Source organism: Streptomyces sp. NBC_00094 (assembly GCF_026343125.1).
GTDB lineage: Bacteria > Actinomycetota > Actinomycetes > Streptomycetales > Streptomycetaceae > Streptomyces.
This window is the reverse complement of record NZ_JAPEMB010000001.1, coordinates 5,023,728-5,047,280: the sequence shown is the minus strand read 5'-3', so window position 1 is coordinate 5,047,280 and position 23,553 is coordinate 5,023,728. Positions and strand designations below refer to the sequence as shown.

Below are 23,553 nucleotides of genomic sequence, written 5' to 3'. Positions count from 1 at the left end.
CATGACCACCCCCACGGCCACGCGCCCCGCCGAACGCCTCGCCAGGCTCCTCACCCGGCTCCTCACCCGGCTCCTCACCACGATCACCACCGTCCGGGCCCCCTACCAGGCCGCCTTCTTCCGGATCGGCCTCTCCTCCGTCGTCCTCGCCTTCCTCCTGCACGAATGGCCGAACCGCCATGTGCTGTACGGGAACCACAGCGCGCTCTCCTTCGATCTGGCCCAGGTCCTGATCCGCGAGGAGCGCACCTTCACCGCGCTGGCGTGGGGAGACGGCGGCCTCTGGTTCGAGACGGTCTACACCGTCACGATCGCCGCCGCGGTCGCCGTCCTCCTGGGCTGGCGCACCCGCGGCGCCTCCGTCCTGCTCATGGCGGGCGTCCTGTCGGTCATCAACCGCAACACGCTCGTCGGGGACGGCGGCGACAACGTGGTCCGGATCATGGTCATCTACCTGGTCCTCACCCGCTGCGCCCAGGTGTGGTCGCTCGACGCCCGCCGCGCGCGCCGCCGGACGGTCCTGTCGCACGGTCCGGGCCACGATCCGGTCGGCCTGGTCCTGTGGGCGGCGGCGGTGGCGGTGCTCGTCCCGCTGTCCTCGTACCCCACCCAGGGCTGGTCCCTGGTCTTCTGGACCCTGTGGGCGGTGCAGGGCGTCTGGTACGCGGCGGAGCTCCGGTTCCCGCGGCACGAGGCACGGGCCGCGCTCGACGCGGCGGCCTCGATGCTCCACAACTGCGCGATGCTCGCGATCGCGGCCCAGGTCTGCCTCATCTACGCGACCGCCGGCTGGTACAAGATCCAGGGGAGCCGGTGGCAGGAGGGCAGTGCCCTCTACTACGCCCTCCACCTCGACTACTTCACCCCGTGGCCCACGCTCTCCGGCTTCCTCGCCGGCAGCACGCTGACGGTCCTGGCACTCAGCTACCTCACCGTCATGGTGCAGGTGGCCTTCCCCTTCACCCTGGCCAACCGCAAGGTCAAGAACGTCCTGCTGGCCGTGATGATCGCCGAACACCTGGGAATCGCCGTCGTCCTGGGCATCCCCTTCCTGTCGCTCGCCATGGTCGTCTGCGACGCGGTGTTCCTCCCCACGGCCTTCCTGGTCGCCCTCGGAACCCGCTGCGAACGACTCGCCGAACGGCTGCGCCCCCTGCCCACTCGGGAGGTCCGGCCCGTCGTCCCCGCCGGGTGACCCCTCAGGGGGTGTCCTGCCGATCAGGCCGGGCTCGCGGGGCCTGGCACCGCCCCCTGATCCGGGCTGATCGACAAGACACCCCCTAGGCTGCCCGGATGACCTCCCCGGCAAGCGACCCCGAACTGCCCTGCGTCCACGCCTTCCTGTCCGGCTTCCGCCGTCGGCAGGCGGCCCGCACGGTCGACTTCCCCGGTGGTTTCGCGGTCTTCGACGACGCGTACGCGCTCTCGCGGGGGAACAACCACCTGCTGGTCGACGGGCCGGTCGACCCCCAGGCGCTGCCCGGTCTCGCGGACGAGGTCCAGGGCTCCCTCCCGTACCGCCATGTGCAGGTCCTCGGCGAGGAGATCGCCGCGGCCTGCCGGGAGCCGATGCAGCGGGCCGGTTACGGGCACTCGACCTCCCTCGTCATGTGCCACCGGGGCCCGGTGCCCGCCCACGGCGGCGCGCGGGAGGTGGACCCGGACGTGCTGCGGGAGCCTGCCACGGCGTCCTGGAGCCGCTTCGCACCGCAGGCGTCGCCGGAGTACGTCCGCGACATGGTGGAACGGCGGGCGGCCCGGCGGCGGGGCGCCGAGCTCGTGCGGTTCCTCGCCGCGCACTCCGCCGACGGGGAGGTGGCGGCGTGGGTCGACCTCTACATGGACCCGGTGGCCGGGATCGCCCAGATCGAGGACCTGGTCACGGCCGAGGCCCACCTCGGACAGGGCCACGCCGGGGCCGTGCTGGACACGGCGCTGCACATGGCCGCGGACGCGGGCTGCACGACGCGTTTCCTGACGGCACGCCCGGACGACTGGCCGCACCGCTGGTACCGGCGGAAGGGCTTCGAGGTCGTCGGGAGCGTGTCCCGGTTCGAACGGGCTTAGGAAGAGCGGCCGTTCGGCCGCCGACGATACGTAACATTGAGTGCTCCCCCACCAGGGCGGTGTGGGGATTTCTGGCTCAGACTGCTCGACTGGACAGCGTCCCGACAAGACATACGCCCTCAGTACCAGCCGGGTTCAAACCTGCCCGGACGAGCATCACGCGTGCGGAGTTCTTGTCCCTCGGGGACGAGGCTCCGCATGCGGTGCAGGTGTAGACGCGCATTCCCAACGGCAGTGCGTGCTTGGCTCTCGCTCCGCACTGCGCGCAGTCCATCGTGGTGTGCGCGGGGTGGACCAGATGCACGGCCCTGCCGTGCTTTCGGCCCATCTCGATCAGGGCCTGCTTGGTGGCGCCGATGGCGGCGTCGGCAGCCTTCCTGGCCATGGTCGTCTTGGCGAGGAACTTCGGCCGGAAGTCCTCCACAGCAATCGCGTCGTGATCGCGGACGACCTTCTTGGCCCACTTACGGGCAGTGTCCTGCCGCTGCCGGGCCACCTTCTTGTGCGCCTTCGCGGCCTTGTGTCTGGCCTGCCGGTAGCCCTTCGATTCGGCCTGCCCCTGGGTCGGCCTGCGGCGGGCCATCATCCGCTGATACCGGGCCAGCCGCTGCGCGGCATTCCGCCCGTGCTCGGGATGGGGCAGGTCGTAAGCGTCGACAGTGGTGGTCGCCGTTTCCCTCACACCCCAGTCGATGCCGATCACCCGGCCGGTCTCCGGCAAGGCCTCCACCGAGGCTTGGACGACGAAACTGGCGTACCAGTGCCCGAGACTGTCCCGGTAGACGCGGACACTGGACGGGGCGGCCGGAAGCTCGCGCGACCACACCACCGCCAGCACGATGCCACCGGCCAGATGGAGGCATCCGTCCTTCAACCGGAAGCCGCGTCGTGTGTAGTTCAGACTCGGGCGTGCCTCGCGCTTCTTCTTGTACTTCGGCATCCCGGCCCTGCGCGCAACGGGCAACCGGGCCTTGATGTCCTTCTGTGCCTTCGCGCGGGACTTACCGAAGTCCCGAATCATCTGCTGCTGCAGAATCGACGACCCCTCACGCAACCACGGCGTGCCTGCTCGGGCCTGAGTCAGTAATCGATCAAGCTGTGCAGGTCCGCACTCCTGCTTCTCCCCGGTGGCCAGGTTGCGCAAGTGCACCGTCTTGGACTTGGCCACGCACTCGTTCCACACCCACCGACACCGGTCCCACTCAACCGACAACGCAGCAAACGCGGTTGACGACACACGTAACCGAAACGTCCACCGGGCAAGTCCGGTTTCAGCGGTGACTGTCGTCGCCATGCCGTCGAACGTGGCTTGCGGCCTCCGATGCTGCGATCGAAGTCTTGACGTTCCCACCAACGAGTGAACGTTCGCGGGAACCGCCTCCCGCGAACCCAGGCATCCTTCACAACGATTTGACCGCACGTATGGGTGGCGTACACCTCGGCTTCTGAGACTGTTCCACCATGGCGCACTACGCACTCGTGGGGCCGTCCGAGACCCGGAGACCCCGGCTCGGCCGCCCTGTTGGAGGTTCCCGGTCGTCGGCGGTGGGCGGTGTGGTGCTGCTGCTCCCGGACGGCGAGCCGATGTCCGCACGGCGTGCCTCGGCGCGCGCGCACGCGGCCCTGCTCCCGCTGGGGCGCGCGCTCGTGAGAGCCGGCCGGGCCGAGGGGCTCGCCGCCCATGTGGTGCGCTACCGGGGGCGCGGCTGGAACGGCGCGGACGCGGAGCTCGCGGCGGACGCCTCCTGGGCGGTCGCGGAGGCGGTACGGCGGTACGGCGACGTCCCGCTCTGCCTCGTCGGGCACGGGATGGGGGCGCGGGCGGCGCTGCGGGCGGCCGGGCACGAGGCGGTCGGCACGGTCGTCGCGCTGGCCCCGTGGCTGCCGGAGGACGACGTGGCGGCGGAGCCGGAGCCGGTACGGCAGCTGGTGGGGCGCCGGGTGCTGATCGCGCACGGCACCAACGACGCCCGTACGGACCCGGAGTTGTCGTTCCGGTTCGCGGCGCGCGCGAAGAAGGCCAACCGGGACACCTGCCGCTTCGAGGTCCACTCGGACGGTCACGCGCTGCGCCAGTACGCGGCCGAGGTCCAGGCCCTCACCGCGGACTTCGTCCTCGGCGCGCTCTTCGCCCGGCCGGTCGCCCGCCCGGTGGCGGACGCGCTGGCGGCTCCCCCGCCGCTGGGGCTGCGGATGCCGCTGGCGGCGGGGTTCGGGGACTCGTACCGGCGTTCCTAGGGGGTGTCCCTCAGGCCGGTTCAGGGAGCGGTGCCAGGCGCCGCGACCCGGCCTGATCATGGCTGGGTCGCGGCGGCCGGGCCGGTCCTAGTGCCAGCGCTGGTAGATGCTGTCGTTGTTCCCGAGGGTGTAGACGTCGCCGCCCTTGCCGTTGCTGTCGAGGACGCGACCGGTCATGCGGTTGGTGAGCTTCCAGCCGGTGCTGGTGCTGTCCTCCCACCAGCGCTGGTACCAGTTGGTCTGGTCGCGACCGGACGAGCAGTTCTCCACGTACACCTGGTCCTGCCAGTACGCGGTCAGGCAGCGACCCCACTGGTCGACCATGTTCCAGCTGCCGTCACTGTTCTGGATCTCGGTCCACCACACGCCGTTGGCGGCATTGCAGTTCCAGAAGGTGTGGACGGCGCTGACCCCCTGAACGGCGTTCAGGCAGTATCCGCTCTGGGCGTGCTTCCACTGCACCCTGCCATCGGCGGCTGCCGGGCTTGCCGTCATCAGCGCCAGGGCCGGGATCGCCACCGCGGCCACCATCGCCTGGACTATTCGGTTCTTCTTCACTTGCTACCCCCGTGTCTGTGATGAGGAGCCGTTGCCTCGGAGATCGCTCGGACCATGCCCGAGGGCGGCCTCAGGGGGACATCCTGCGGCCCGAACCGCGCCGGATTCCGCACCGGAGGCTCGTGGGACGTCCCGGGACGGAATCCGGGACGAGTGGGGTGATGGGCGTGATCCGCCGGACGGAACCTAGGGCAGGAGATGGCCGCGGCGGCTCAGGAGGAACTTCTTGAAGGCGGCCACCGGGGCCGTGTCCGGGTGGCCGTCGAGCCAGGCGACGCCGATCTCGCGGGCCGCGCGCGGGGCGGTGACGGTGAGTTCGACGACGCCGGGGCGCGGGACCGCGGGCGGCGGCAGCAGGGCGACGCCGAGGCCCGCGGCGACCAGGCCGCGCAGGGTCTCGGCCTCCTCGCCCTCGAAGGCGACGCGGGGCGTGAAGCCGGCCTCGGCGCACAGGTCGTCGGTGATGCGGCGGAGCCCGTACCCCGGTTCCAGGGTCACGAAGGTCTCGTCGGCGGCCTCGGCGAGGCGGACCCTCCGGCGGCCCGCGAGCCGGTGGTCGTCCGGGACGACGAGCCGCAGCCGCTGTTCGTCGAGGCGCCGGGCCACCAGGTCGGGGGCGTCCGGCACCGGGGAGGTCAGGCAGAGGTCGAGGTCGCCGGCCCTGAGCCGCTCGATCATGGCCTCGCCGTAGTTCTGGACGAGGGTGAAGCGGACGCGCGGGTGGTCGACGCGGAAGGCCCGGATGAGGCCGGGGACGGTCTCGGAGCCCATGGTGTGGAGGAAGCCGAAGGCGACGCGGCCGGCGGTGGGGTCGGCGTCGGCCCGTACGGTGTCGGCGGCGCGCTCCACCTCGGCGAGCGCCTTGTCGGCGGCGGTGAGGAAGCGGCGGCCGGCCGGGGTGAGCGAGACGGTGCGGCCGCGGCGGGCGAAGAGGGCGACGCCGAGGTCCTGTTCGAGCCGGACCATCGCCCGGGAGAGCGTGGACTGCGGGACGCCCATCTCGGCCGCGGCCCGGGTCACGTGCTCGTGCCGGGCGACGGCGGCGAAGTACGCGAGCCGTGGGGCGAGCAGCAGTCCCATGTCTTCTTCGTTACTGTTCGGTGACAGCCGAGGCTGTGACCTGTACTCATGCGCCATGGGAACGATTACAGCAGTTCCGTGCATTGGACGCATGAAACGGATCGTCCTACGTTCGTGACATGCCTCCCGCCAGTACCAAGGCGGCCGCCACCCACGCGTCCGCCGACACCCGCCTCTCCCCCGGAGCCCCCGGCTACCGCCGCACGAGCCTCGCGCTCTTCGCCGCCGGACTGGCCGCCTTCGCCCTCCTCTACTCCACGCAGGCCCTCCTCCCGGCCATCTCGGCCGAGTTCGGCGCCACCGCCTCCGCCGCCTCCTGGACGGTCTCCGCCGCGACCGGCGCCCTCGCCCTGTGTGTCCTGCCGCTGAGCGCCCTCTCGGAGCGTTTCGGCCGGCGCGCGATGATGACCGCCTCCCTCTCGGTCGCCGTCGGCGTCTCCCTCCTGGTGCCGTTCGCCCCCGACCTGGATTCCCTGATCGTCCTCCGCGCGATCCAGGGCGCCGCGCTCGCCGGGCTCCCGGCCTCCGCGATGGCGTACCTCGCCGAGGAGGTCCGGCCCAAGGCGCTGATCGCGGCGATCGGCCTGTTCGTGGCGGGCAACTCGATCGGCGGCATGAGCGGCCGGATCGTGACCGGCTGGGTCGCCCAGATGTGGGGCTGGCGTGCGGGTCTGGCCGCCGTCGGCCTGACCTCGCTGCTCTGCGTGATCGCCTTCCGGGCGCTGCTGCCGAAGGCGCGGCACTTCACTCCGGGCACGCTCGACCCGAAGGCGCTGGTGAGCTCCGTACGGACGCATCTGTCCGACCCGCTGCTCGTCCGGCTGTACGTGATCGGCGCGCTGTTCATGACGGTCTTCGGCGCGGTGTACACCGCGATCGGCTACCGCCTGGTCGAGGCTCCGTTCTCGCTCCCGCAGGGCGTGATCGGCTCGATCTTCCTGGTCTACCTGGTCGGCACGGTCTCCTCGGCCGCCGCCGGCCGGCTCGTCGGCCGGCTCGGCCGGCGCGGGGCGCTCTACCTGGCGGTCTCCACCACCACGGCGGGGCTGCTGCTGTCGCTCGCCGACTCGCTCGCCTCGGTCCTGGCGGGGCTCGTCCTCATCACGGCCGGTTTCTTCGCGGGCCACGCGGTCGCCTCCTCCTCGGTGAGCCGTACGGCGAAGACGGGCCGCGCGCAGGCCTCGGCGCTCTACCAGTCCGCGTACTACCTCGGCAGCAGCATCGGTGGCACGCTCGGCGCGATCGCCTTCCACGCGGGCGGCTGGGCGGGCACGGTGCTGATCGGCCTGGTCGCGGTCCTCGGCGTCGTCTCGGTGACGCTGTACGGGACCCACAGCGCCCGGGTCGCGGCGCGGCGGCCCCGGCTCTCCGCGGCCTGCAACTGACTCGCTCCCCCGGACGTCCTAACCAACAGGACTCTAGGGGGAGTTGAGGATCATGAAGAGAATCGCGAGCCGCATAGGGAAGAGAGCGGGAATCGCGACCGGTCTCACGGCACTGGTGGTGCCGATGACGGTCGCGCTCGGTGCGGCCCCGGCGCATGCGGCGTCCTGCAACGTGACGACGGGGCCGTACCAGAAGCAGGTGGAGAAGTTCCTCGGCAGGACGGTCGACGGCCGCCAGTCGCTCGGCGACTGTCAGGCCATCCAGGCCTTCCAGCGCAAGCACGGCATCACCCCGACGATGGGGTACGCGGGGACGATCACCTGGCGCACGATGAACACGATGCTCCAGCAGAAGGCCGCGGGCACCACCCCCAACCGCTCGGGCGCCTGCCCGACCAACCGGGGCCGGATCGCCTGCGTCGACCTGACGCGGCAGCTGACCTGGATCCAGGACGGATCGCGCCTCAAGTACGGCCCGGTGCCGGTGCGTACGGGCAAGGACGGCACGGAGACCCGTACCGGCTCCAAGAAGATCTACTGGCGGAACATCAACCACTGGTCGACGATCTACCACGTCTCGATGCCGTACTCGCAGTTCTTCGACGGCGGCCAGGCCTTCCACTCGACCACCAAGTCCATGTGGAACCCGCCGGGTTCGGGCGGCTGCGTCAACATGCGCCCGGCCGACGCCAAGGCGTACTGGAACCTGCTCAGGAACGGCGACGACGTGTTCGTCTACGGGCGCAAGCCGGGAACCTGACCCCGGCTGTCAGTCGGCTGCGGTAGCTTCCCTCTCACCGGCACCGAACGGGTGCCGGTGAGGGGTGAGTGGGGTGTGGACCCGATGAGTGACGCCGCTACGGCGACGACCGACGAACTCGACAAGTACCGCAGGGAGCTGACCGGTTACTGCTACCGGATGCTCGGATCCTCCTTCGAGGCGGAGGACGCGGTACAGGACACGATGGTGCGGGCCTGGAAGGCCATCGATACCTTCGAGGGCCGCTCCTCGCTGCGGTCCTGGCTCTACCGGATCGCGACCAACGTGTGCCTGGACGCGCTGAACGCGGGCAACAAGAGGGCGCGGCCGATGGACCTGACCTCCCCGACGCCGGTCGCCCAGGCGCAGCTCGTCAAGCAGCCGGAGATCACCTGGCTGGAGCCGGTCCCGGACGGACGGGTGATGCCCTCCGTCGCGGACCCGGCGGAGACCGCCGTGCACCGGGAGACCGTGCGGCTCGCCTTCGTGGCCGCGCTCCAGCACCTGCCGCCGAAGCAGCGGGCCGTGCTCATCCTCCGCGAGGTGCTCGCCTGGAAGGCGAGCGAGGTCGCGGAGCTCCTCGACACCTCCGTCGCCTCGGTCAACAGCGCCCTGCAGCGGGCCCGCGCGACCCTGGCCGAGCAGGCGCCCGCCACCTCCGACCCGGCGAACCCGCTGGACGAGGAGCAGAAGGCGCTCCTGGAGCGGTACGTCGCCGCCTTCGAGGGCTACGACATGAAGGCGCTGACCGCGCTCCTCCACGAGGACGCGACCATGTCCATGCCGCCGTACGACCTCTGGCTCCAGGGTCACGACGACATCGTGGGCTGGATGCTGGGCGTCGGCGAGGTCTGCTCCGGCTCGAAGCTGGTGCCGACCGTGGCGAACGGCTCCCCGGCGTTCGCGCAGTACCACCCGGACCCGGCGGGCGGCTTCGCCCCGTGGGCGCTGATCGTCCTGGAGCTGCGGGACGGGAAGGTCGCCGGGATGGACTTCTTCCTGGACACCGAGCGCTGGTTCCCGCTCTTCGACCTGCCGGCGCGGCTAGACGCCCAGGGTTCCGTCCAGGCCGGTCAGCAGGAGCAGGGCTCGTAGCTCGGGCCCTGCTCCGTGGAAGCGGATGCGGTGGCCCCGGCGGCCGGCCGCGAGCTTGAGGCGGGCGAGGGCGTCGACGGCCGAGAGGTCGGCGTGCGTGAGGGCGCCGACCTCGCAGACGACGTCACCGGGCGGGGCGGCGCCGAGCTCGGCGCAGAGGAGCGCCACCTCGTCCCCGGTGGGGCGGGCGGGCAGGGTCAGGACGAGCGGCTGACTGGTATCCACATGCCTTGAGACCGTCCCGGGACGCGGAACTCATCGCCGACGCCCCCGCACGTGCCTCTACGCTGTGGATCATGACTCACGAGCCTGTCGAACTGGTGATCTTCGACTGTGACGGTGTTCTGGTGGACAGCGAGCGGCTCTACTGCCGCGTGGACCGGGAGGTGTTCGCCTCCCTCGGGGCGGAGTTCACCGAGGCGGAGGTGGTCGAGCACTTCGTCGGTTCCTCCCACGAGATGCTCACGGCGATCGTGGAGGAGCGCCGGGGCCACCCGCTGGAGCCCGGCTGGCAGACGCCCTTCAAGCAGCAGTACGACGACGTGCTGGACGCCGAGCTGACGGCCGTGGAGGGCATCACGCACGTCCTGGACACCTTGCCGCTCCCGTACTGCCTCGCCTCCAACAGCAGTCACGCCGGTATCAGGAAGAACCTGGGCAGGACCGGGCTGCTCGACCGCTTCGAGGGCCGGATGTTCAGCGCCCGCGACGTCGCGCGCGGCAAGCCCGCCCCGGACCTCTTCCTGCACGCGGCGGCCACGATGGGCGTTCCCCCGGAGCGCTGCGCGGTCGTCGAGGACAGCCCGTACGGCGTCCAGGCCGCCCGCGCGGCCGGCATGCGCGCCTTCGGCTACTGCGGCGGCCTGACGCGGGCCGATCGCCTGATGGGCCCGCGGACGGTGGTCTTCGACGACATGCGGGAGCTGCCGAAGCTGCTCGGGGAGCCGGTGTAGTCGTGCGCCCACCGGCTCCCGTCGCGCGCGGTGTCAGGCGATGCGGTCCATCACGATCGGGTTCGCCGTGAACGACGTGCCCGCCGCCGCGATGTCCCAGGAGCCGGTCAGGGACTTCAGGGCGTAGTCGAACTTCTCCGGGGTGTCCGTGTGGAGGGTCAGCAGGGGCTGGCCCGCCGTCACCGTGTCGCCCGGCTTCGCGTGGAGCTCGACGCCCGCGCCGGCCTGCACCGGGTCCTCCTTGCGGGCGCGGCCCGCGCCCAGGCGCCAGGCGGCGATGCCGATGTCGTACGCGTCGAGGCGGGTCAGGACGCCGGAGGACGGGGCCGTGACGACGTGCTGCTCGCGGGCGACCGGGAGGGTGGCGTCCGGGTCGCCGCCCTGGGCGGAGATCATCCGGCGCCAGACGTCCATCGCCGAGCCGTCGGCGAGGGCCTTCGCCGGGTCGGCGTCCTTGATGCCGGCCGCGTCGAGCATCTCGCGGGCGAGCGCGATCGTCAGCTCGACGACGTCCGCCGGGCCGCCGCCCGCCAGGACCTCGACGGACTCGCGGACCTCCAGGGCGTTGCCCGCGGTCAGGCCGAGCGGGGTCGACATGTCGGTGAGGAGCGCGACCGTCTTCACGCCGCTGTCGGTGCCGAGCTGGACCATGGTGGAGGCCAGCTCGCGGGCGTCCTCGATGGTCTTCATGAAGGCGCCGGTGCCGACCTTGACGTCCAGGACGAGCGAGCCGGTGCCTTCGGCGATCTTCTTCGACATGATCGAGGAGGCGATCAGGGGGATCGCCTCGACCGTGCCCGTGACGTCGCGGAGCGCGTACAGCTTCTTGTCGGCCGGGGCGAGGCCGTCGCCCGCCGCGCAGATCACCGCGCCGGTGGTGTCGAGGACGTGCAGCATCTCCTCGTTGGAGAGCAGCGCGCGCCAGCCCGGGATCGACTCCAGCTTGTCGAGCGTGCCTCCGGTGTGGCCGAGGCCGCGGCCGGAGAGCTGCGGCACGGCCGCGCCGCAGGCGGCGACGAGCGGGGCGAGCGGGAGGGTGATCTTGTCGCCGACTCCGCCGGTGGAGTGCTTGTCGGCGGTCGGGCGGGAGAGCGCGTCGAAGTTCATGCGCTCGCCGCTGGCGATCATCGCGGCGGTCCAGCGGGCGATCTCCGCGCGGTTCATGCCGTTCAGAAGGATCGCCATGGCCAGGGCGGACATCTGCTCATCGGCGACCACACCGCGGGTGTACGCGTCGATGACCCAGTCGATCTGCTCCGGGCTCAGCTCGCCCTTGTCCCGCTTCGTGCGGATGACGGAGATGACGTCCATGAGGTGGTGCCTCTTTCTACGCGCATAGAGGGGAAAAGGGAGAGCGACCCTTCCATCGTGCCGGAAGGGCCGCTCCGAGGTGTTACTTGCGAAGGTGGTCCGGGCCGAATGCCTGCGGCAGCATCTCGGCCAGGGTCAGGAACCCGGCGGGCGTCTCCAGGATGAGTTCGGGGCCGCCGAACTCGAACAGGAGCTGCCGGCACCGGCCGCACGGGACCAGGGACTCGCCCCGGCCGTCCACGCACACGAAGTGCGTCAGGCGGCCGCCGCCGGTCGCCTGGAGCTGCGAGACGAGTCCGCACTCGGCGCACAGGCCCAGGCCGAAGGAGGCGTTCTCCACGTTGCAGCCGGACACCGTCCGTCCGTCGTCCACGCGGGCCGCCGCGCCGACCGGGTAGTCCGAGTACGGGGCGTACGCGCGGGCCATGGCCTCGCGGGCCGTGACCCGCAGGGCCTCCCAGTCGGCCTCCGGAAGGGCCGTCGTCACTTGCCCTGGCCCTTCTGGTACGGCAGGCCGTCCGCCTTGGGCATGCGCAGGCGCTGCGCCGACAGGGCGAGCACCAGCAGGGTCGTGATGTACGGGGCGGCGTCGACGAACTGGCTCGGGACCTCGTCGGTCAGCGCGTACCAGAGGAAGAAGGTGGCGGAGAAGCCGGCGGAGACCCCGGCGACCACGTACTTCTTCTTGTACAGCTGCCAGGCCGCGGCGAGCACCAGCAGCACGGCGACGAGCAGCAGCAGCGCGTGGACGTTCTCGGCGCCGCCGCGCAGCTTGAGGCTGTCGGTGAAGCCGAAGAGACCCGCGCCGAGCGCCATGCCGCCCGGCATCCAGTTACCGAAGATCATCGCGGCGAGACCGATGTAGCCACGGCCGCCGGTCTGGCCCTCCTGGTAGATGCCGGTGGCGACGATCGCGAGGAACGCGCCGCCGAGGCCGGCGAGGGCGCCCGAGGTGGTGACGGCGATGTACTTGTACTTGTACACGTTCACGCCGAGGGACTCGGCCGCGACCGGGTTCTCACCGCAGGAGCGGAGCCGCAGGCCGAAGGCCGTGCGCCAGAGCAACCACCAGGTGGCCGGGATCAGCAGGACGGCGACGACGGTCAGCAGCGACAGGTTGGTGACCAGACCGCCGAGGATGCCGGCGATGTCCGAGATCAGGAACCAGTGTTTGCCCTGGAGGTCCGCCAGCCAGTCGGACAACCCTGGAATGGTGATCTTGGTGATCGGTTCGATGCGCGGGGACTGCTTGGAGGAGCCGCCCTCGGCCTCGGCGAACGTGAAGTTCGACAGGTACTGCGTGAAGCCCACCGCGAGGATGTTGATCGCCACACCGGAGACGATGTGGTTCACGTTGAACGTGACGGTGATGATCGCGTGCAGCAGGCCGCCCAGCGCGCCGCCGAGCAGACCGAAGAGGACACCCACCCAGGGGCCCCACTGGTAGCCGGCCCAGGCGCCGAACCAGGTGCCGAGCACCATCATGCCTTCGAGGCCGATGTTGACGACGCCCGCGCGCTCGGCCCACAGACCGCCGAGACCGGCGAGGCCGATCGGCACGGCCAGCTGGAGCGCGCCGGAGACCTGACCGACGGAGGTGAGGTCGTTGGCCCCGGAGACGACCCGGACCAGGGAGAAGAGAACCAGACCGGCCGCGACGATCAGCATGATCCACGGCAGGGTGAGCTTGTGGCGTCCGCCGCCCTTGGGCGCGGCGCTCGGCTTGGAAACGGTGCTGGTGGTCACGCCGCCACCTCCTTGTCGGTCTTGATGGCGCCGCCGGCGGCGAGTTCCTCGCCGACCTTCTGCTGCTGACGGCGGATGCCGTAACGGCGGACGAGTTCGTACGAGACGACCACCGCGATCACGATGATGCCCTGCATGATCTTGGTGATCTCCTTCGGGTAACCCTCGGTGTCCAGCGACGAGGACGCCTTGTCGAGGAACGCGAAGAGCAGCGCCGCGAAGAAGATGCCGACCGGGTGGTTCCGGCCCAGCAGGGCGATGGTGATGGCGGTGAAGCCGACACCGACCGGGAAGTCGAGGCTGTACGTGTGGGACTCGCCGAGCAGCGTCGGCATGCCGGCGAGGCCGGCCAGCGCGCCCGAGAGCAGCATCGAGGTGAGGATCATCCGCTTGGCGTCGACGCCGCTGGCCTGGGCGGCGGACTCGCTGGCGCCGGTGGCGCGCAGGTCGAAGCCGAACCGGGTGCGGTTGAGGACGAACCAGTAGACGACGCCGAGCGCGAGCGCGACGAACGTGAAGCCGTAGATGACTCCGTTGCCCTCGCCCATGTCGATGCCGGGGAACCAGCCGGACTCGGAGATCTCACCGGTGGTGAGGTTGTTCGAGCCCTCGGGCTGGACGCCGAAGTTCTTCGGCAGGATCAGATACGCCACCAGCGAGGTCGCGATGGCGTTCAGCATGATCGTCGAGACGACCTCGGAGACGCCGCGGGTGGTCTTCAGGATGCCGGCGATGCCGGCCCAGAAGGCACCGGTCAGCATCGCGACGACGACGATCACGAAGATGTGCAGCGGGCCGGGCAGCTCGATCGAGGCGCCGACGAGGGCCGAGACCATCGCGGCGAGACGGTACTGGCCGTCGACACCGATGTTGAAGAGGTTCATCCGGAAACCGATGGCCACGGCCAGGGCTGCCAGGTAGTAGATCCCTGTCTGGTTGACGATCAGGACCTGGATGTCGGCGAACCCGGCGTTCTCGATCATCAGCTGGATCGGCTCGATCGGGTCGAGGCCCGTCGCCAGCAGCACCAGCACGGTGAGCACGAACGAGGAGACCAGGGCGAGCACCGGTCCCGCCGCGCCCAGGATCAGCTTGTCCTTGTCGATCTTCATCATCGGGCGTCACCGTCTTCGGGCTGCTCTTCGTTGCCTTCGAGGTGACCGCTGGCCGCGCCGGTCATGGCGGAGCCCAGCTCCTCGGGCGTGATGGTGGCGGGGTCGGCGTCCGCGACGAGCTTGCCGCGGTACATCACCCGGAGGGTGTCGGAGAGGCCGATCAGCTCGTCGAGGTCGGCGGAGATCAGCAGCACCGCCAGGCCCTCGCGGCGGGCGTCCCGGATCGCGTCCCAGATCTGCGCCTGCGCGCCGACGTCCACACCGCGGGTGGGGTGGGCGGCGATCAGGAACTTCGGGGCGTGGCTCATCTCGCGGCCGACGATCAGCTTCTGCTGGTTGCCGCCGGAGAGGGAGGCCGCGGTGACCTCGATCCCGGGGGTGCGGACGTCGTACTCGCGCACGATCCGCTCGGTGTCCTTGCGGGCCGCCTTCGGGTCGAGGACGCCTCGCTTGGAGTTGGGCGCCTCGGTGACGTGGCCGAGGATGCGGTTCTCCCAGAGGGGGGCCTCCAGGAGCAGGCCGTGGCGGTGCCGGTCCTCGGGGATGTAGCCGATGCCGCCCTCGCGGCGCTTGCGCACCGAGACCTTGGAGATGTCCCGGCCGTCGAGGGTGATGACACCCGCGTCGGGGGTGGACATGCCCATGAGGGTCTCGATGAGCTCGGTCTGTCCGTTGCCCTCGACACCGGCGATGCCGAGGATCTCGCCCTTGTGGATCGTGAGGGAGATGTCGTCGAGGAGCCTGCGGCCCGCCGCGGCCTCCTCGTGGACGGTCTCCGAGAGGGACGGGTCCGCCGGGGCGGCGGTGGTCAGCGGGACGGCGGCGACGCCGCTCTCGACCAGCGTCAGGTTCTCGACCTGGAGCATCGGGACGTCGGTGACCGTCGACTCGCGGGTCTCCGGCGAGGGCAGCTCGCTGCCGACCATCAGCTCGGCGAGCTGCTTGGTGGTGGCGGTCTTCGGGTCGGCGGTGCCGACCGTGGTGCCCCGGCGGATGACGGTGATGTCGTCGGCGACCTTCAGGACCTCGCCCAGCTTGTGCGAGATGAAGATGACCGTCAGGCCCTCGGACTTGAGCTCGCGCAGGTTGTCGAAGAGCGCGTCGACCTCCTGCGGGACGAGGACGGCGGTCGGCTCGTCGAGGATGAGGATCCTGGCGCCGCGGTAGAGGACCTTGAGGATCTCCACACGCTGCCGGTCGGCGACCCCGAGGTCCTCGACCAGCGCGTCCGGGCGGACCCCGAGGCCGTACGCGTCGGAGATCTCCTGGATCTTCTTCCGCGCCTTGGCGCCGATGCCGTAGAGCTTCTCGCCGCCGAGGACGACGTTCTCCAGGACGGTGAGGTTGTCGGCGAGCATGAAGTGCTGGTGCACCATGCCGATGCCGCGCGCGATGGCGTCACCCGGGCTGGAGAAGGTGACCTGCTCGCCGTCGACGGCGATGGTGCCCTCGTCCGGCTTCTGCATGCCGTAGAGGATCTTCATGAGGGTCGACTTGCCGGCACCGTTCTCGCCGATGAGGGCGTGCACGGTGCCCTTGCGGACCGTGATGGCGATGTCCTTGTTGGCGACGACGCCGGGGAAGCGCTTGGTGATGCCGTGGAGTTCTACGGCAGGGGGGCTGGACGCGTTGATGACGCACTCTCCTTGGCCGGAAGGAGTGGGAGCGGGAGGGCAGGGCGGGGCGAAGTTATCGTGCCAGAGAGACATCTACACGCGTAGCGCTGCCGGAAAATGAAAACCCGTACGGGAATCGGATCGGAACCCGCACGAGAGGGCCCCGAAGGCCCGGCTCCAGTGGGGGTGCCACTGGGGTCGGGCCCTCGGGCTCAGATCGTGACCTGCTGTCCTTACGGAGCGGTCTTGACCGTGATCTTGCCGTCGACGATGTCCTTCTTCGCCTTCTCCACGGCGGCGGTGACATCGGTCATCTTCTGGTACGCCGGGTTGGAGTCGGCCAGGCCGACACCGTCCGTGGCGAGGCCGTAGCGGATCTCACCGGTCTGCGGCTTGCCGTCCTTGACCGACTTGATCAGGTTGAAGACGGAGTCCGAGACGTCCTTCGTGACCGAGGTCAGGATGTGGTCCTTGTACGAGGCCAGACCCGCCTGGTTGTACTGGTCCGAGTCGACGCCGATGGCCCACTTGCCCGCGGTCGCGGCGGCCTCGATCGAGCCCGAGCCGGCGAGACCGGCGGCGGCGTAGATCACGTCGGCGCCCTTGTCGAGCTGGCCCTGCGCGGCGGCCTTGCCGAGGTCGGGCTTGGCGAAGCCGTCGAAGTTCGGCGGCTGGGTCAGGTACTGGACGAGCACCTTCGCCTTGGGGTTGGTGTCCTTGACGCCCTGCGCGAAGCCCGCCTCGAACTTCTTGATCAGCGGAACCTCGACACCGCCGATGAAGCCGACCGTGCCGGTCTTGGACGCCTTGGCGGCGGCGACGCCGGCCAGGTAGGAGCCCTGCTCCTCGTTGAAGACGAGGTTGGCGATGTTCGGGCCGGTCTTCGACGTGTCGTCGATGAGGCCGAAGGTGATCTTCGGGTAGGCCTTGGCGACCTTCTCGATCGCCGGCGCGTAGGCGAAGCCGACGCCGATGACCGGGTTGTTCCCGGCGCGCGCGAGCGCGGTGAGGCGCTGCACCTTGTCGGCGTCGCCCTCGCCCTCGGACGGCTCGGCCTCGGAGCCCTTGACGCCGAGCTCGTCCTCGGCCTTCTTCAGGCCCGCGTAGGCGGCGTCGTTGAACGACTGGTCGCCACGGCCGCCGATGTCGTACGCGATGGCGGCCTTCGACGCCGAGTCCGAGCCGGAGCCCGAGTCGTTCGAAGACTTGCCACAGGCGGTGGCCGAGAGCGCGAGCGCCGCGGAGGCGATGCCCACGGTCGTGATCCTGGTGATCCGGCGCAAGAGGAGGGTCCCTTCAAGACTGACCGAAAGCGCCTCTTCCGGCGCTGGTTTCGCGGCGATCGTAACGCGCGTAGATGTCAGTTAAAGACCCGTTCATGAGTCGTTATCGGATCGTCGCGAACCGGCCAGCCGAAGCGACCGGGGGCGTTCGGCCCGGTACCGCCGGTTATACCGCCCCGGACGGGGTCCCCGACAGAGGCCGGACGGACGACACTCCGGGCTGTGGGCCGGACGGATGACGGGGCCCGCCATCCATCCGGCCGCGGAGGGGGGACACGAGCCCCGCCTGCCAGGGCGCGAGCCGGCGCCGGCCGGGAGCACGAGCGGCGTCGGTCAGGGCGCGAGCCTGCGCCGGTCAGGGGCGCGAGCCTGCGTCGATCAGGGCCGCGGCCGTGAAGAGCTCCACCGCGGCCTCGACACAGCGCTCGTCCACGTCGAAGTCGCCGGCGTGCAGGTCGCGGACGCGGGTGTCGCCAGGGGTGCGGACGCCGAGGCGTGCCATGGCGCCGGGGACGTGCTCCAGGTACCAGGAGAAGTCCTCGCCGCCGAGGCTCTGCTCGGTGTCCTCGATCGCATACGGTCCGCGGCGGGCGGTCATGGCGTCGGCGAGCAGTTCGGTGACGACCGGGTCGTTGACGACCGGGGGGACGCCCCGGACGTAGTTCACGGTCGACTTCGCCCGGTGCAGGGTCGCGATCTCGTCGATCGCCGCGTGGACCAGGTCCGGCGCGTCGCGCCAGGTCGGCAGGTCGAGGCAGCGGACGGTGCCGGAGAGCTCGGCGTGCTGCGGGATGACGTTGCAGGCGTGACCGGCCTCGATGCGCCCCCAGGTGACCGAGAGGCCCGAGCGGGCGTCGACGCGCCGGGCCAGGACGGCGGGGACGTCGGTGGCGATCCGGGCGGCGGCGGTGACGAGGTCGGTGGTGAGGTGCGGGCGGGCGGTGTGGCCGCCGGGGCCGTCGAGGGTCACTTCGAGCCGGTCGCAGGCGGAGGTGATGGGGCCGGTACGGAGCCCGATCCTGCCCGCGTCCACCTTGGGGTCGCAGTGGACGGCGATGATCCGGCCGACCCCGTCGAGCACGCCGGCCTCGATCGCGTCGGCGGCGCCGCCGGGCAGCACTTCCTCGGCGGGCTGGAAGAGGAGCCGTACCGCGCTCGGGAGCAGGCCCTGCCGGTCGAGGTCGGCGAGGACGAGTCCGGCGCCCAGGACGGTGGTGGTGTGGACATCGTGTCCGCAGGCGTGCGCGCGGTTGGCCACGGTGGAGCGGTAGGCGACGGTCTTGACGTCGGGGATGGGCAGCGCGTCGAGATCGGCGCGGATCGCCAGCATCGGCCGGCGGCGGTCCGGGGTGCCGATGTCACAGATCAGTCCGGTGCCGCCCGGCAGGACCTTCGGCGCGAGGCCGGCCGCCTCCAGGCGGGCCTTGAGCGCGGCGGTCGTACGGAACTCCTGGTTGCCCAGCTCGGGGTGCATGTGCAAGTCCCTGCGGAAGGCGATCAGTTCGGCGCGCAGGGGTGCGGACAGCGTTCCGGGCAGGGTGACGGAGCCTGGCTCACGGGACTTCAACTGGTTCACCTTTTGAAGGGTAGGCCCCTTCGGAGATCAACTGCCCGTTGATCACGAAAAGTTCAGCCCCTTAGGGGAAAGAATCTCGGTTTGCCAGGCATGAAGCCCCTTCTGTGTGGGTACGCTCAGCCGAATTCGAGCCGGGCCACGTCGTGGGCCGCCGTGCCCGCCACTCCGGACAGGAAGCCCTGGGCGCGCGGCGAGGCGGTCGCCCGCAGCCACTCGGGCGCGACCTCGATGACGGCGACCTTCACCCCCGTACCGGCGAGGGCCAGCGGCAGGGTGTGGACGACCGTGGAAGGGAAGCTGACGACCGTGCGGCCGATCGGGCCGCGGCGGGCGATCAGCTCCAGGGGCAGGTCGGGCCTGACCACCTGGAGGCCGGTCTCGACGGCGATCGCGTGCAGCTTCTCGGCGCTCTCCCTGCGGTGCGCGAAGTAGCGGGTCGCCCCGTACGTACGGGCGAGTTCGGCGACGACCCGGGCGTAGTGCCCGGCGTCGACCACACCCGTCTCGACGAGGGAGGTGCCGACCAGGTCCGCGCCGCCGGTGAGCAGCGGGGGGCCGAAGCGGGTCCGGGTCCAGGCGTAGGAGTTCTCCGTGACCCGGATGCCGGCCGGGGCCTCGACGGGCAGGGAGGTGAAGACCTCGACCGTACGGCCCCGGGCCGGGGCGAGGCGCCGCCGGGCCATCGAGGTCACCGGGGCGAGGACCAGCTCGCGCGGGCCCAGGCTGCCCTTGCGGTGCCAGCGCACCAGGCGCTCGCCGCGGCCGAGCTGGGCGGCGAACTCCATGGTGGCGGTGCCGTCGTCGACCACCGTCAGGTGCCGGGGCGAGAAGAGCGTCAGGAGCAGCTGTACGTAGCGGGAGAACGGGTCGCCGATGATGACGCGCTCCGCCGAGCGCAGCGGCCGGGCGAGCTGCCGCAGTGTGCGGACGAGCGCGCCCCGGCCGCCGCGGGCCTCCTGCCAGCGGACGGTGAGGCCCTCGTCGCGGGCCAGCTGGGCCATCCGGCGCAGCTGGCCCCGCGACATGGGGTCGGTCGGCGAGAGGACGACGACCGTGAGGGCGGGCGCGGGCGCCTCGCCGGGGGCCCGGTCGGGCGCCTGCGTGTGCGCCCATTCCAGGACGTTGAGGAGCTGGACCGGGCTCTCGACGAACGCCAGCTGCCCGGTCATGCGGCGACGAGCCCCTGGACCCGGCGCAGCTTCTTCATCGGGCCGAGCTCCGACTCGTAGACCTTCTTGACGCCGTCACCGAGGGCGGTCTCGATGGTGCGGATGTCGCGGACCAGGCGCTGGAGGCCCTGCGGCTCGACGGAGGCGGCCTGGTCGGAGCCCCACATGGCGCGGTCGAGGGTGATGTGGCGCTCGACGAAGGTGGCGCCGAGGGCGACGGCGGCGAGGGTGGTCTGCAGGCCGGTCTCGTGGCCGGAGTAGCCGATCGGGACGTTCGGGTACTCCTCCTTCAGCGTGTTGATCACGCGGAGGTTGAGCTCCTCGGCCTTGGCCGGGTACGTCGAGGTGGCGTGGCAGAGCAGGATGTTGTCCGAGCCGAGGACCTCGACCGCGTGGCGGATCTGCTTCGGGGTGGACATGCCCGTGGAGAGGATGACCGTACGGCCGGTGCCGCGCAGGGCGCGGAGCAGTTCGTCGTCGGTGAGGGAGGCCGAGGCGACCTTGTGGGCGGGGACGTCGAACTTCTCCAGGAAGGCGACGGCCTCGGTGTCCCACGGGGAGGCGAACCAGTCGATGCCGCGCTTCCTGCAGTGCTCGTCGATGGCGCGGTACTCGTCCTCGCCGAACTCCACGCGGTGGCGGTAGTCGATGTACGTCATCCGGCCCCAGGGGGTGTCTCGCTCGATGTCCCACTGGTCGCGCGGGGTGCAGATCTCCGGGGTGCGCTTCTGGAACTTGACGGCGTCGCAGCCGGCCTCGGCGGCGACGTCGACGAGCGCGAGGGCGTTCTCGAGCTCGCCGTTGTGGTTGATGCCGATCTCGCCGGTGATGTAGACGGGGCGGCCGGGGCCGGCGGTCTTCTCGCCGAAGGTGCGCAGACGGGTGCTCATGGTGCTTTTCCTTACGCGTTGGGGGTGCTGAGTGCGGGGGTGCCGATGGCGGGGGTGTGAGGTGCGGGGGTGTCGAGCCCGGACGTGTCGCGTGCGGACGTGTCCGGCGCGGGGGTGTCGAGTGCGGGGGTGTCGAGCTCGGGTCCGAGGAGCCAGGCGGCGATCTCGCGGATCGCTCCGAAGCCGCCGGGTGTTTCGGTGACCGCCCGGGCAGCGGCCCGTACGGAGTCGTGGGCGCTGCTCACCGCGACGGGCCAGCCGACGAGGCGGAAGCAGGGCAGGTCGTTGACGTCGTTTCCGGCGTAGAGCACGCGCTGCGGGTCGATGCCCTCGGCCTCGCACCACTCCTTGAGGGCCCGGTCCTTGCGGTCGATGCCGTGCAGGACGGGGATCTTGAGCTTGCGGGCGCGGGCGGCGACGACGGCGTTCTGCTCGGTGGAGAGGATGAGGACGGGGAGTCCGGCGCGGCGCAGGGCGGCGATGCCGAGGCCGTCGCCACGGTGCGCGGAGACGAACTCGCGTCCCTCCGCGTCGAGATGGACCCGGTCGTCGGTCTGGGTGCCGTCGAAGTCGAGGACGACGGCGTCGACGTCGGCGAAGCCCGGGGTGGCGGGCTCGTCGAGCAGGGGCGCGAGGGCCTTGGCGCGGGCGAGGTCGTGCGGGTCGTCGATCTCCAGGACCCGGGCGGGGTCGGTGACGACGAGCGCCGTACGGCCGAAGAAGCGGTGTCCGTGCGTACGGAAGCCTGCCGCGTCCATGGCGTAGACGGCCCCGGTCTCCAGGTACTCGGGTTCGCGGTCCTGGCGGCGGGGGCGGTGCGCCTTGTCGTGGTTGACGCCGGTGGCGCCGTCCGTGACCGTGTCGCGCCAGAGGAAGCCGTGGGACGGGGCGGCCGTGAAGGCCGTGTCGGCGGCGCCCGAGGTGACGCGCTCGACGGTCTCGGCGACCTCGGCGGAGGTGAGGAAGGGGCTCGTGCACTGGACGAGGAGGACGACGTCGGCCGGGCGGCCGTGGGTGGCCTCGAAGACGTCCATCGCGTGCAGGACGGCCGCCTCGCTGGTGGCGGTGTCGCCCGCGATCTCGGCGGGGCGCCGCACGGCCTCGGCTCCGGCCGTACGGGCCGCCGCCGCGATGGCGGAGTCGTCGGTGGAGACCACGACGTGGGTGACGGGCCGGGCGCCGAGGCAGGCGCGGACGGCGCGGGCCACCAGCGGGACACCGGCGACCGGGGTGAGGTTCTTGGCGGGGACGCCCTTCGAGCCGCCCCTCGCGGGGATCACGGCGAGCACGGTGGCGGTGGACGTCATCAGAGTTCTCCCAGCCGGCGGATGACGGGGGCCACGCGCTGCACGCCGTGCCGGTACGCGCCCCGCGCCGCCTCCCGGACGATCCGGCGGAGGCCGCTCTCGCGGGGCTCCTGCGCGGTGACGTCCAGGCGGTGGCGGGCGAGGATCCCGGGCAGGTAGCCGGGGGCCGTCTCCGCTGTGTAGTAGGGGGTGATCGGGGGCGGCGCGGGGAGCGCCAGGAGTGCGGCGACCCGGTCGCGGGCCGCGTCGAAGGCCGCCTCGTACGGACTGGCGGATGCCACGCCCTGCCGGGCGAGCCAGGTCTCGTCCGGCGTCGGTACGAGCCCCTTGTCGAGCGCCTCGAAGGAGGCCAGCAGGCCGGAGCCGACGAAGTGGTGGTTGCCGAGCGCCTCGCGGACCCCGAGGTCGGTGAGGATCGCGGTGGGGATCCGGCGGTGGAGGGCTTCGAGCGCGGCCGTGGAGGAGACGGTGACCAGGAGGTCGGTGCGGTCGAGGACCTCGCCCATGTGCCCGTACACGAGGCGGAAGTTGGCCGGCGGGTCGAGCTCCCGGACCAGCTTCTGGAACGGGAACTCCTCCAGGTGCGTGGTGTGTTCGCCCGGCTTGGAGCGGAGCTTGAGGAGTACCTCGCGGCCCGGGTGGAGGCGGGCGTGCCGGATCAGCCGGTCCAGGACGTGGCTCCGTTCGGCCCGGGTGGCGGGCACGGACGGCTGGGCGGCGAAGACGAGGGTGTCGCGGCCGGCCTCGGGGGCGTACGGGGCTCCGCCGAGGAAGGGCAGCGCGGCCTCGACGACCGAGTCGGCACCGGCGCCCACGCCCTCGTAGACGGCGCGGAAACGCTCGGCGTCGTGACGGGAGTTGGCGAGGACCACATCGGCGCCGTGGCGCAGGAGGAGCCCGTCGGTGAGCTTCTCGTAGACCACCCCGACGTATCCGGTGACGATCACCGGGCGCCGGTCCAGGGCGAGGTCGGCGAGACCCTGGAGGACGGCCCGGACGGTGCCGCCGACGAGCGCGAGGACGAGGACGTCGTATCCCTCGCCGCGCGCCTCCGCGTCCCGTACCGCGCGCAGGAACTCCGCGCCCGTCACCTCGCGCGGGGCGGTCGTGGACACCCCGGTCTCGGCGAGCTGGCGCGCGGTGGGAGTGGCCCGTCCGCGGAGGACGAATCCGGTGGGTTCGGCTGTCGCCGTGGTGATGCGGCGCGCGGTGAGGGCGCCCCATTTCCACCGGGTGTCGGAGTCGGCGAGTACGGCTACCCGTACTGCTTCATGGGTACTTGCTGGCACGCCGAGGACGCTAGAAGGGCATTCCGCTTTCCGTGCCAACTGGGCCACAACAACGGGTGAACAGCGTCTCTCCGACTTCTGAAGCAGGTCGATCAAAGGCCGAAATCGCGATGAT

Annotated in this window: 22 protein-coding genes; 7 read left to right on the top strand and 15 right to left on the bottom strand. The window is 71.1% G+C overall.

Annotated features, from left to right (window positions below):
• Position 1: 1 nt before the first annotated feature.
• The gene (locus tag OG580_RS22505) at positions 2 to 1,195 is read left to right on the top strand and encodes an HTTM domain-containing protein (RefSeq protein ID WP_267045471.1); all 1,194 of its coding nucleotides are present in this window, start codon (positions 2 to 4) and stop codon (positions 1,193 to 1,195) included.
• Positions 1,196 to 1,293: 98 nt separating this feature from the next.
• Entirely contained in the window at positions 1,294 to 2,067 is a 774-nt protein-coding gene (locus OG580_RS22500; protein WP_267045470.1) for a GNAT family N-acetyltransferase, read from the top strand.
• 76 nt (positions 2,068 to 2,143) lie between these two features.
• Here the strand turns inward: OG580_RS22500 and OG580_RS22495 are convergent, their stop codons facing one another.
• The gene (locus OG580_RS22495; RefSeq protein ID WP_267045469.1) at positions 2,144 to 3,361 is read right to left on the bottom strand and encodes a transposase; all 1,218 of its coding nucleotides are present in this window, start codon (positions 3,359 to 3,361) and stop codon (positions 2,144 to 2,146) included.
• Between the two features lie 167 nt (positions 3,362 to 3,528).
• Here OG580_RS22495 and OG580_RS22490 point away from each other — a divergent pair, with 167 nt between their 5' ends.
• Complete coding sequence (locus tag OG580_RS22490) at positions 3,529 to 4,305, top strand: alpha/beta hydrolase (RefSeq protein WP_267045468.1); 777 nt, start codon at positions 3,529 to 3,531, stop codon at positions 4,303 to 4,305.
• 87 nt (positions 4,306 to 4,392) lie between these two features.
• Here OG580_RS22490 and OG580_RS22485 read toward each other — a convergent pair whose 3' ends face one another.
• Together OG580_RS22485 and OG580_RS22480 are read right to left on the bottom strand one after the other, a co-directional pair.
• Positions 4,393 to 4,863, bottom strand: a complete 471-nt coding sequence (locus OG580_RS22485) for a hypothetical protein (protein WP_267045467.1) — start codon at positions 4,861 to 4,863, stop codon at positions 4,393 to 4,395.
• 186 nt (positions 4,864 to 5,049) lie between these two features.
• Complete coding sequence (locus tag OG580_RS22480) at positions 5,050 to 6,000, bottom strand: LysR family transcriptional regulator (RefSeq protein ID WP_267045466.1); 951 nt, start codon at positions 5,998 to 6,000, stop codon at positions 5,050 to 5,052.
• 62 nt (positions 6,001 to 6,062) lie between these two features.
• On the opposite strand from OG580_RS22480, the gene OG580_RS22475 reads away from it, so the two are divergent.
• From OG580_RS22475 to OG580_RS22465, 3 genes are all read left to right on the top strand, one after another.
• A complete protein-coding gene (locus OG580_RS22475; protein ID WP_267045465.1) occupies positions 6,063 to 7,328 on the top strand; it encodes an MFS transporter in 1,266 nt (421 codons plus the stop codon).
• 52 nt (positions 7,329 to 7,380) lie between these two features.
• Positions 7,381 to 8,088: a L,D-transpeptidase family protein gene (locus OG580_RS22470; protein ID WP_267045464.1), complete on the top strand. Its 708-nt coding sequence runs from the start codon at positions 7,381 to 7,383 to the stop codon at positions 8,086 to 8,088.
• Between the two features lie 84 nt (positions 8,089 to 8,172).
• Positions 8,173 to 9,183 (top strand): sigma-70 family RNA polymerase sigma factor, encoded by a 1,011-nt coding sequence (locus OG580_RS22465; protein ID WP_267045463.1) that lies wholly within the window; start codon positions 8,173 to 8,175, stop codon positions 9,181 to 9,183.
• Here OG580_RS22465 and OG580_RS22460 read toward each other — a convergent pair.
• Positions 9,133 to 9,408: an STAS domain-containing protein gene (locus OG580_RS22460; RefSeq protein ID WP_267045462.1), complete on the bottom strand. Its 276-nt coding sequence runs from the start codon at positions 9,406 to 9,408 to the stop codon at positions 9,133 to 9,135. The genes OG580_RS22465 and OG580_RS22460 overlap by 51 nt on opposite strands.
• A 71-nt stretch (positions 9,409 to 9,479) precedes the next feature.
• Between OG580_RS22460 and OG580_RS22455 the strand changes: the two genes are divergently transcribed.
• A complete protein-coding gene (locus OG580_RS22455) occupies positions 9,480 to 10,136 on the top strand; it encodes an HAD family phosphatase (protein WP_267045461.1) in 657 nt (218 codons plus the stop codon).
• Between the two features lie 33 nt (positions 10,137 to 10,169).
• Here the strand turns inward: OG580_RS22455 and OG580_RS22450 are convergent, their stop codons facing one another.
• The 11 genes from OG580_RS22450 to OG580_RS22400 all read right to left on the bottom strand — a co-directional run bounded on the left by OG580_RS22450 (position 10,170) and on the right by OG580_RS22400 (position 23,438).
• Positions 10,170 to 11,447 (bottom strand): thymidine phosphorylase, encoded by a 1,278-nt coding sequence (locus tag OG580_RS22450; protein ID WP_267045460.1) that lies wholly within the window; start codon positions 11,445 to 11,447, stop codon positions 10,170 to 10,172.
• Positions 11,448 to 11,529: 82 nt separating this feature from the next.
• A complete protein-coding gene (locus OG580_RS22445) occupies positions 11,530 to 11,934 on the bottom strand; it encodes a cytidine deaminase (protein ID WP_267045459.1) in 405 nt (134 codons plus the stop codon).
• Positions 11,931 to 13,193 carry an ABC transporter permease gene (locus OG580_RS22440; RefSeq protein ID WP_267045458.1) on the bottom strand — a complete coding sequence of 421 codons (1,263 nt, stop codon included), beginning with the start codon at positions 13,191 to 13,193 and terminating at the stop codon, positions 11,931 to 11,933. Before OG580_RS22440 ends, OG580_RS22445 begins: the two co-directional genes overlap by 4 nt.
• Complete coding sequence (locus tag OG580_RS22435; RefSeq protein ID WP_267045457.1) at positions 13,190 to 14,308, bottom strand: ABC transporter permease; 1,119 nt, start codon at positions 14,306 to 14,308, stop codon at positions 13,190 to 13,192. The genes OG580_RS22440 and OG580_RS22435 overlap by 4 nt, the downstream gene beginning before the upstream one ends.
• Entirely contained in the window at positions 14,305 to 16,017 is a 1,713-nt protein-coding gene (locus OG580_RS22430; protein WP_267045456.1) for an ABC transporter ATP-binding protein, read from the bottom strand. The genes OG580_RS22435 and OG580_RS22430 overlap by 4 nt, the downstream gene beginning before the upstream one ends.
• Before the next feature lie 140 nt (positions 16,018 to 16,157).
• Positions 16,158 to 17,207, bottom strand: coding sequence for a BMP family protein (locus OG580_RS22425; protein WP_267045455.1), 1,050 nt, complete (start codon positions 17,205 to 17,207; stop codon positions 16,158 to 16,160).
• A gap of 355 nt (positions 17,208 to 17,562) precedes the next feature.
• Complete coding sequence (locus tag OG580_RS22420; protein ID WP_267045454.1) at positions 17,563 to 18,783, bottom strand: amidohydrolase; 1,221 nt, start codon at positions 18,781 to 18,783, stop codon at positions 17,563 to 17,565.
• A 116-nt stretch (positions 18,784 to 18,899) separates the two neighbouring features.
• Complete coding sequence (locus OG580_RS22415) at positions 18,900 to 19,952, bottom strand: hypothetical protein (RefSeq protein WP_267045453.1); 1,053 nt, start codon at positions 19,950 to 19,952, stop codon at positions 18,900 to 18,902.
• A complete protein-coding gene (locus tag OG580_RS22410; protein ID WP_267045452.1) occupies positions 19,949 to 20,842 on the bottom strand; it encodes an N-acetylneuraminate synthase family protein in 894 nt (297 codons plus the stop codon). The genes OG580_RS22415 and OG580_RS22410 overlap by 4 nt, the downstream gene beginning before the upstream one ends.
• An 11-nt stretch (positions 20,843 to 20,853) precedes the next feature.
• Positions 20,854 to 22,149: an acylneuraminate cytidylyltransferase gene (locus OG580_RS22405; protein WP_267045451.1), complete on the bottom strand. Its 1,296-nt coding sequence runs from the start codon at positions 22,147 to 22,149 to the stop codon at positions 20,854 to 20,856.
• Positions 22,149 to 23,438 (bottom strand): DUF6716 putative glycosyltransferase, encoded by a 1,290-nt coding sequence (locus OG580_RS22400; protein ID WP_267045450.1) that lies wholly within the window; start codon positions 23,436 to 23,438, stop codon positions 22,149 to 22,151. The genes OG580_RS22405 and OG580_RS22400 overlap by 1 nt, the downstream gene beginning before the upstream one ends.
• Positions 23,439 to 23,553: the final 115 nt, after the last annotated feature.

Coding starts and splice junctions, on each gene's coding strand:
- OG580_RS22405 (WP_267045451.1), bottom strand. CDS start 22,149: ATGACGTCCACCGCCACCGTGCTCGCCGTGATCCCCGCGAGGGGCGGC.
- OG580_RS22490 (WP_267045468.1), top strand. CDS start 3,529: ATGGCGCACTACGCACTCGTGGGGCCGTCCGAGACCCGGAGACCCCGG.
- OG580_RS22410 (WP_267045452.1), bottom strand. CDS start 20,842: ATGAGCACCCGTCTGCGCACCTTCGGCGAGAAGACCGCCGGCCCCGGC.
- OG580_RS22435 (WP_267045457.1), bottom strand. CDS start 14,308: ATGATGAAGATCGACAAGGACAAGCTGATCCTGGGCGCGGCGGGACCG.
- OG580_RS22505 (WP_267045471.1), top strand. CDS start 2: ATGACCACCCCCACGGCCACGCGCCCCGCCGAACGCCTCGCCAGGCTC.
- OG580_RS22415 (WP_267045453.1), bottom strand. CDS start 19,952: ATGACCGGGCAGCTGGCGTTCGTCGAGAGCCCGGTCCAGCTCCTCAAC.
- OG580_RS22465 (WP_267045463.1), top strand. CDS start 8,173: ATGAGTGACGCCGCTACGGCGACGACCGACGAACTCGACAAGTACCGC.
- OG580_RS22480 (WP_267045466.1), bottom strand. CDS start 6,000: ATGGCGCATGAGTACAGGTCACAGCCTCGGCTGTCACCGAACAGTAAC.
- OG580_RS22470 (WP_267045464.1), top strand. CDS start 7,381: ATGAAGAGAATCGCGAGCCGCATAGGGAAGAGAGCGGGAATCGCGACC.
- OG580_RS22455 (WP_267045461.1), top strand. CDS start 9,480: ATGACTCACGAGCCTGTCGAACTGGTGATCTTCGACTGTGACGGTGTT.
- OG580_RS22430 (WP_267045456.1), bottom strand. CDS start 16,017: ATGTCTCTCTGGCACGATAACTTCGCCCCGCCCTGCCCTCCCGCTCCC.
- OG580_RS22500 (WP_267045470.1), top strand. CDS start 1,294: ATGACCTCCCCGGCAAGCGACCCCGAACTGCCCTGCGTCCACGCCTTC.
- OG580_RS22495 (WP_267045469.1), bottom strand. CDS start 3,361: ATGGCGACGACAGTCACCGCTGAAACCGGACTTGCCCGGTGGACGTTT.
- OG580_RS22450 (WP_267045460.1), bottom strand. CDS start 11,447: ATGGACGTCATCTCCGTCATCCGCACGAAGCGGGACAAGGGCGAGCTG.
- OG580_RS22475 (WP_267045465.1), top strand. CDS start 6,063: ATGCCTCCCGCCAGTACCAAGGCGGCCGCCACCCACGCGTCCGCCGAC.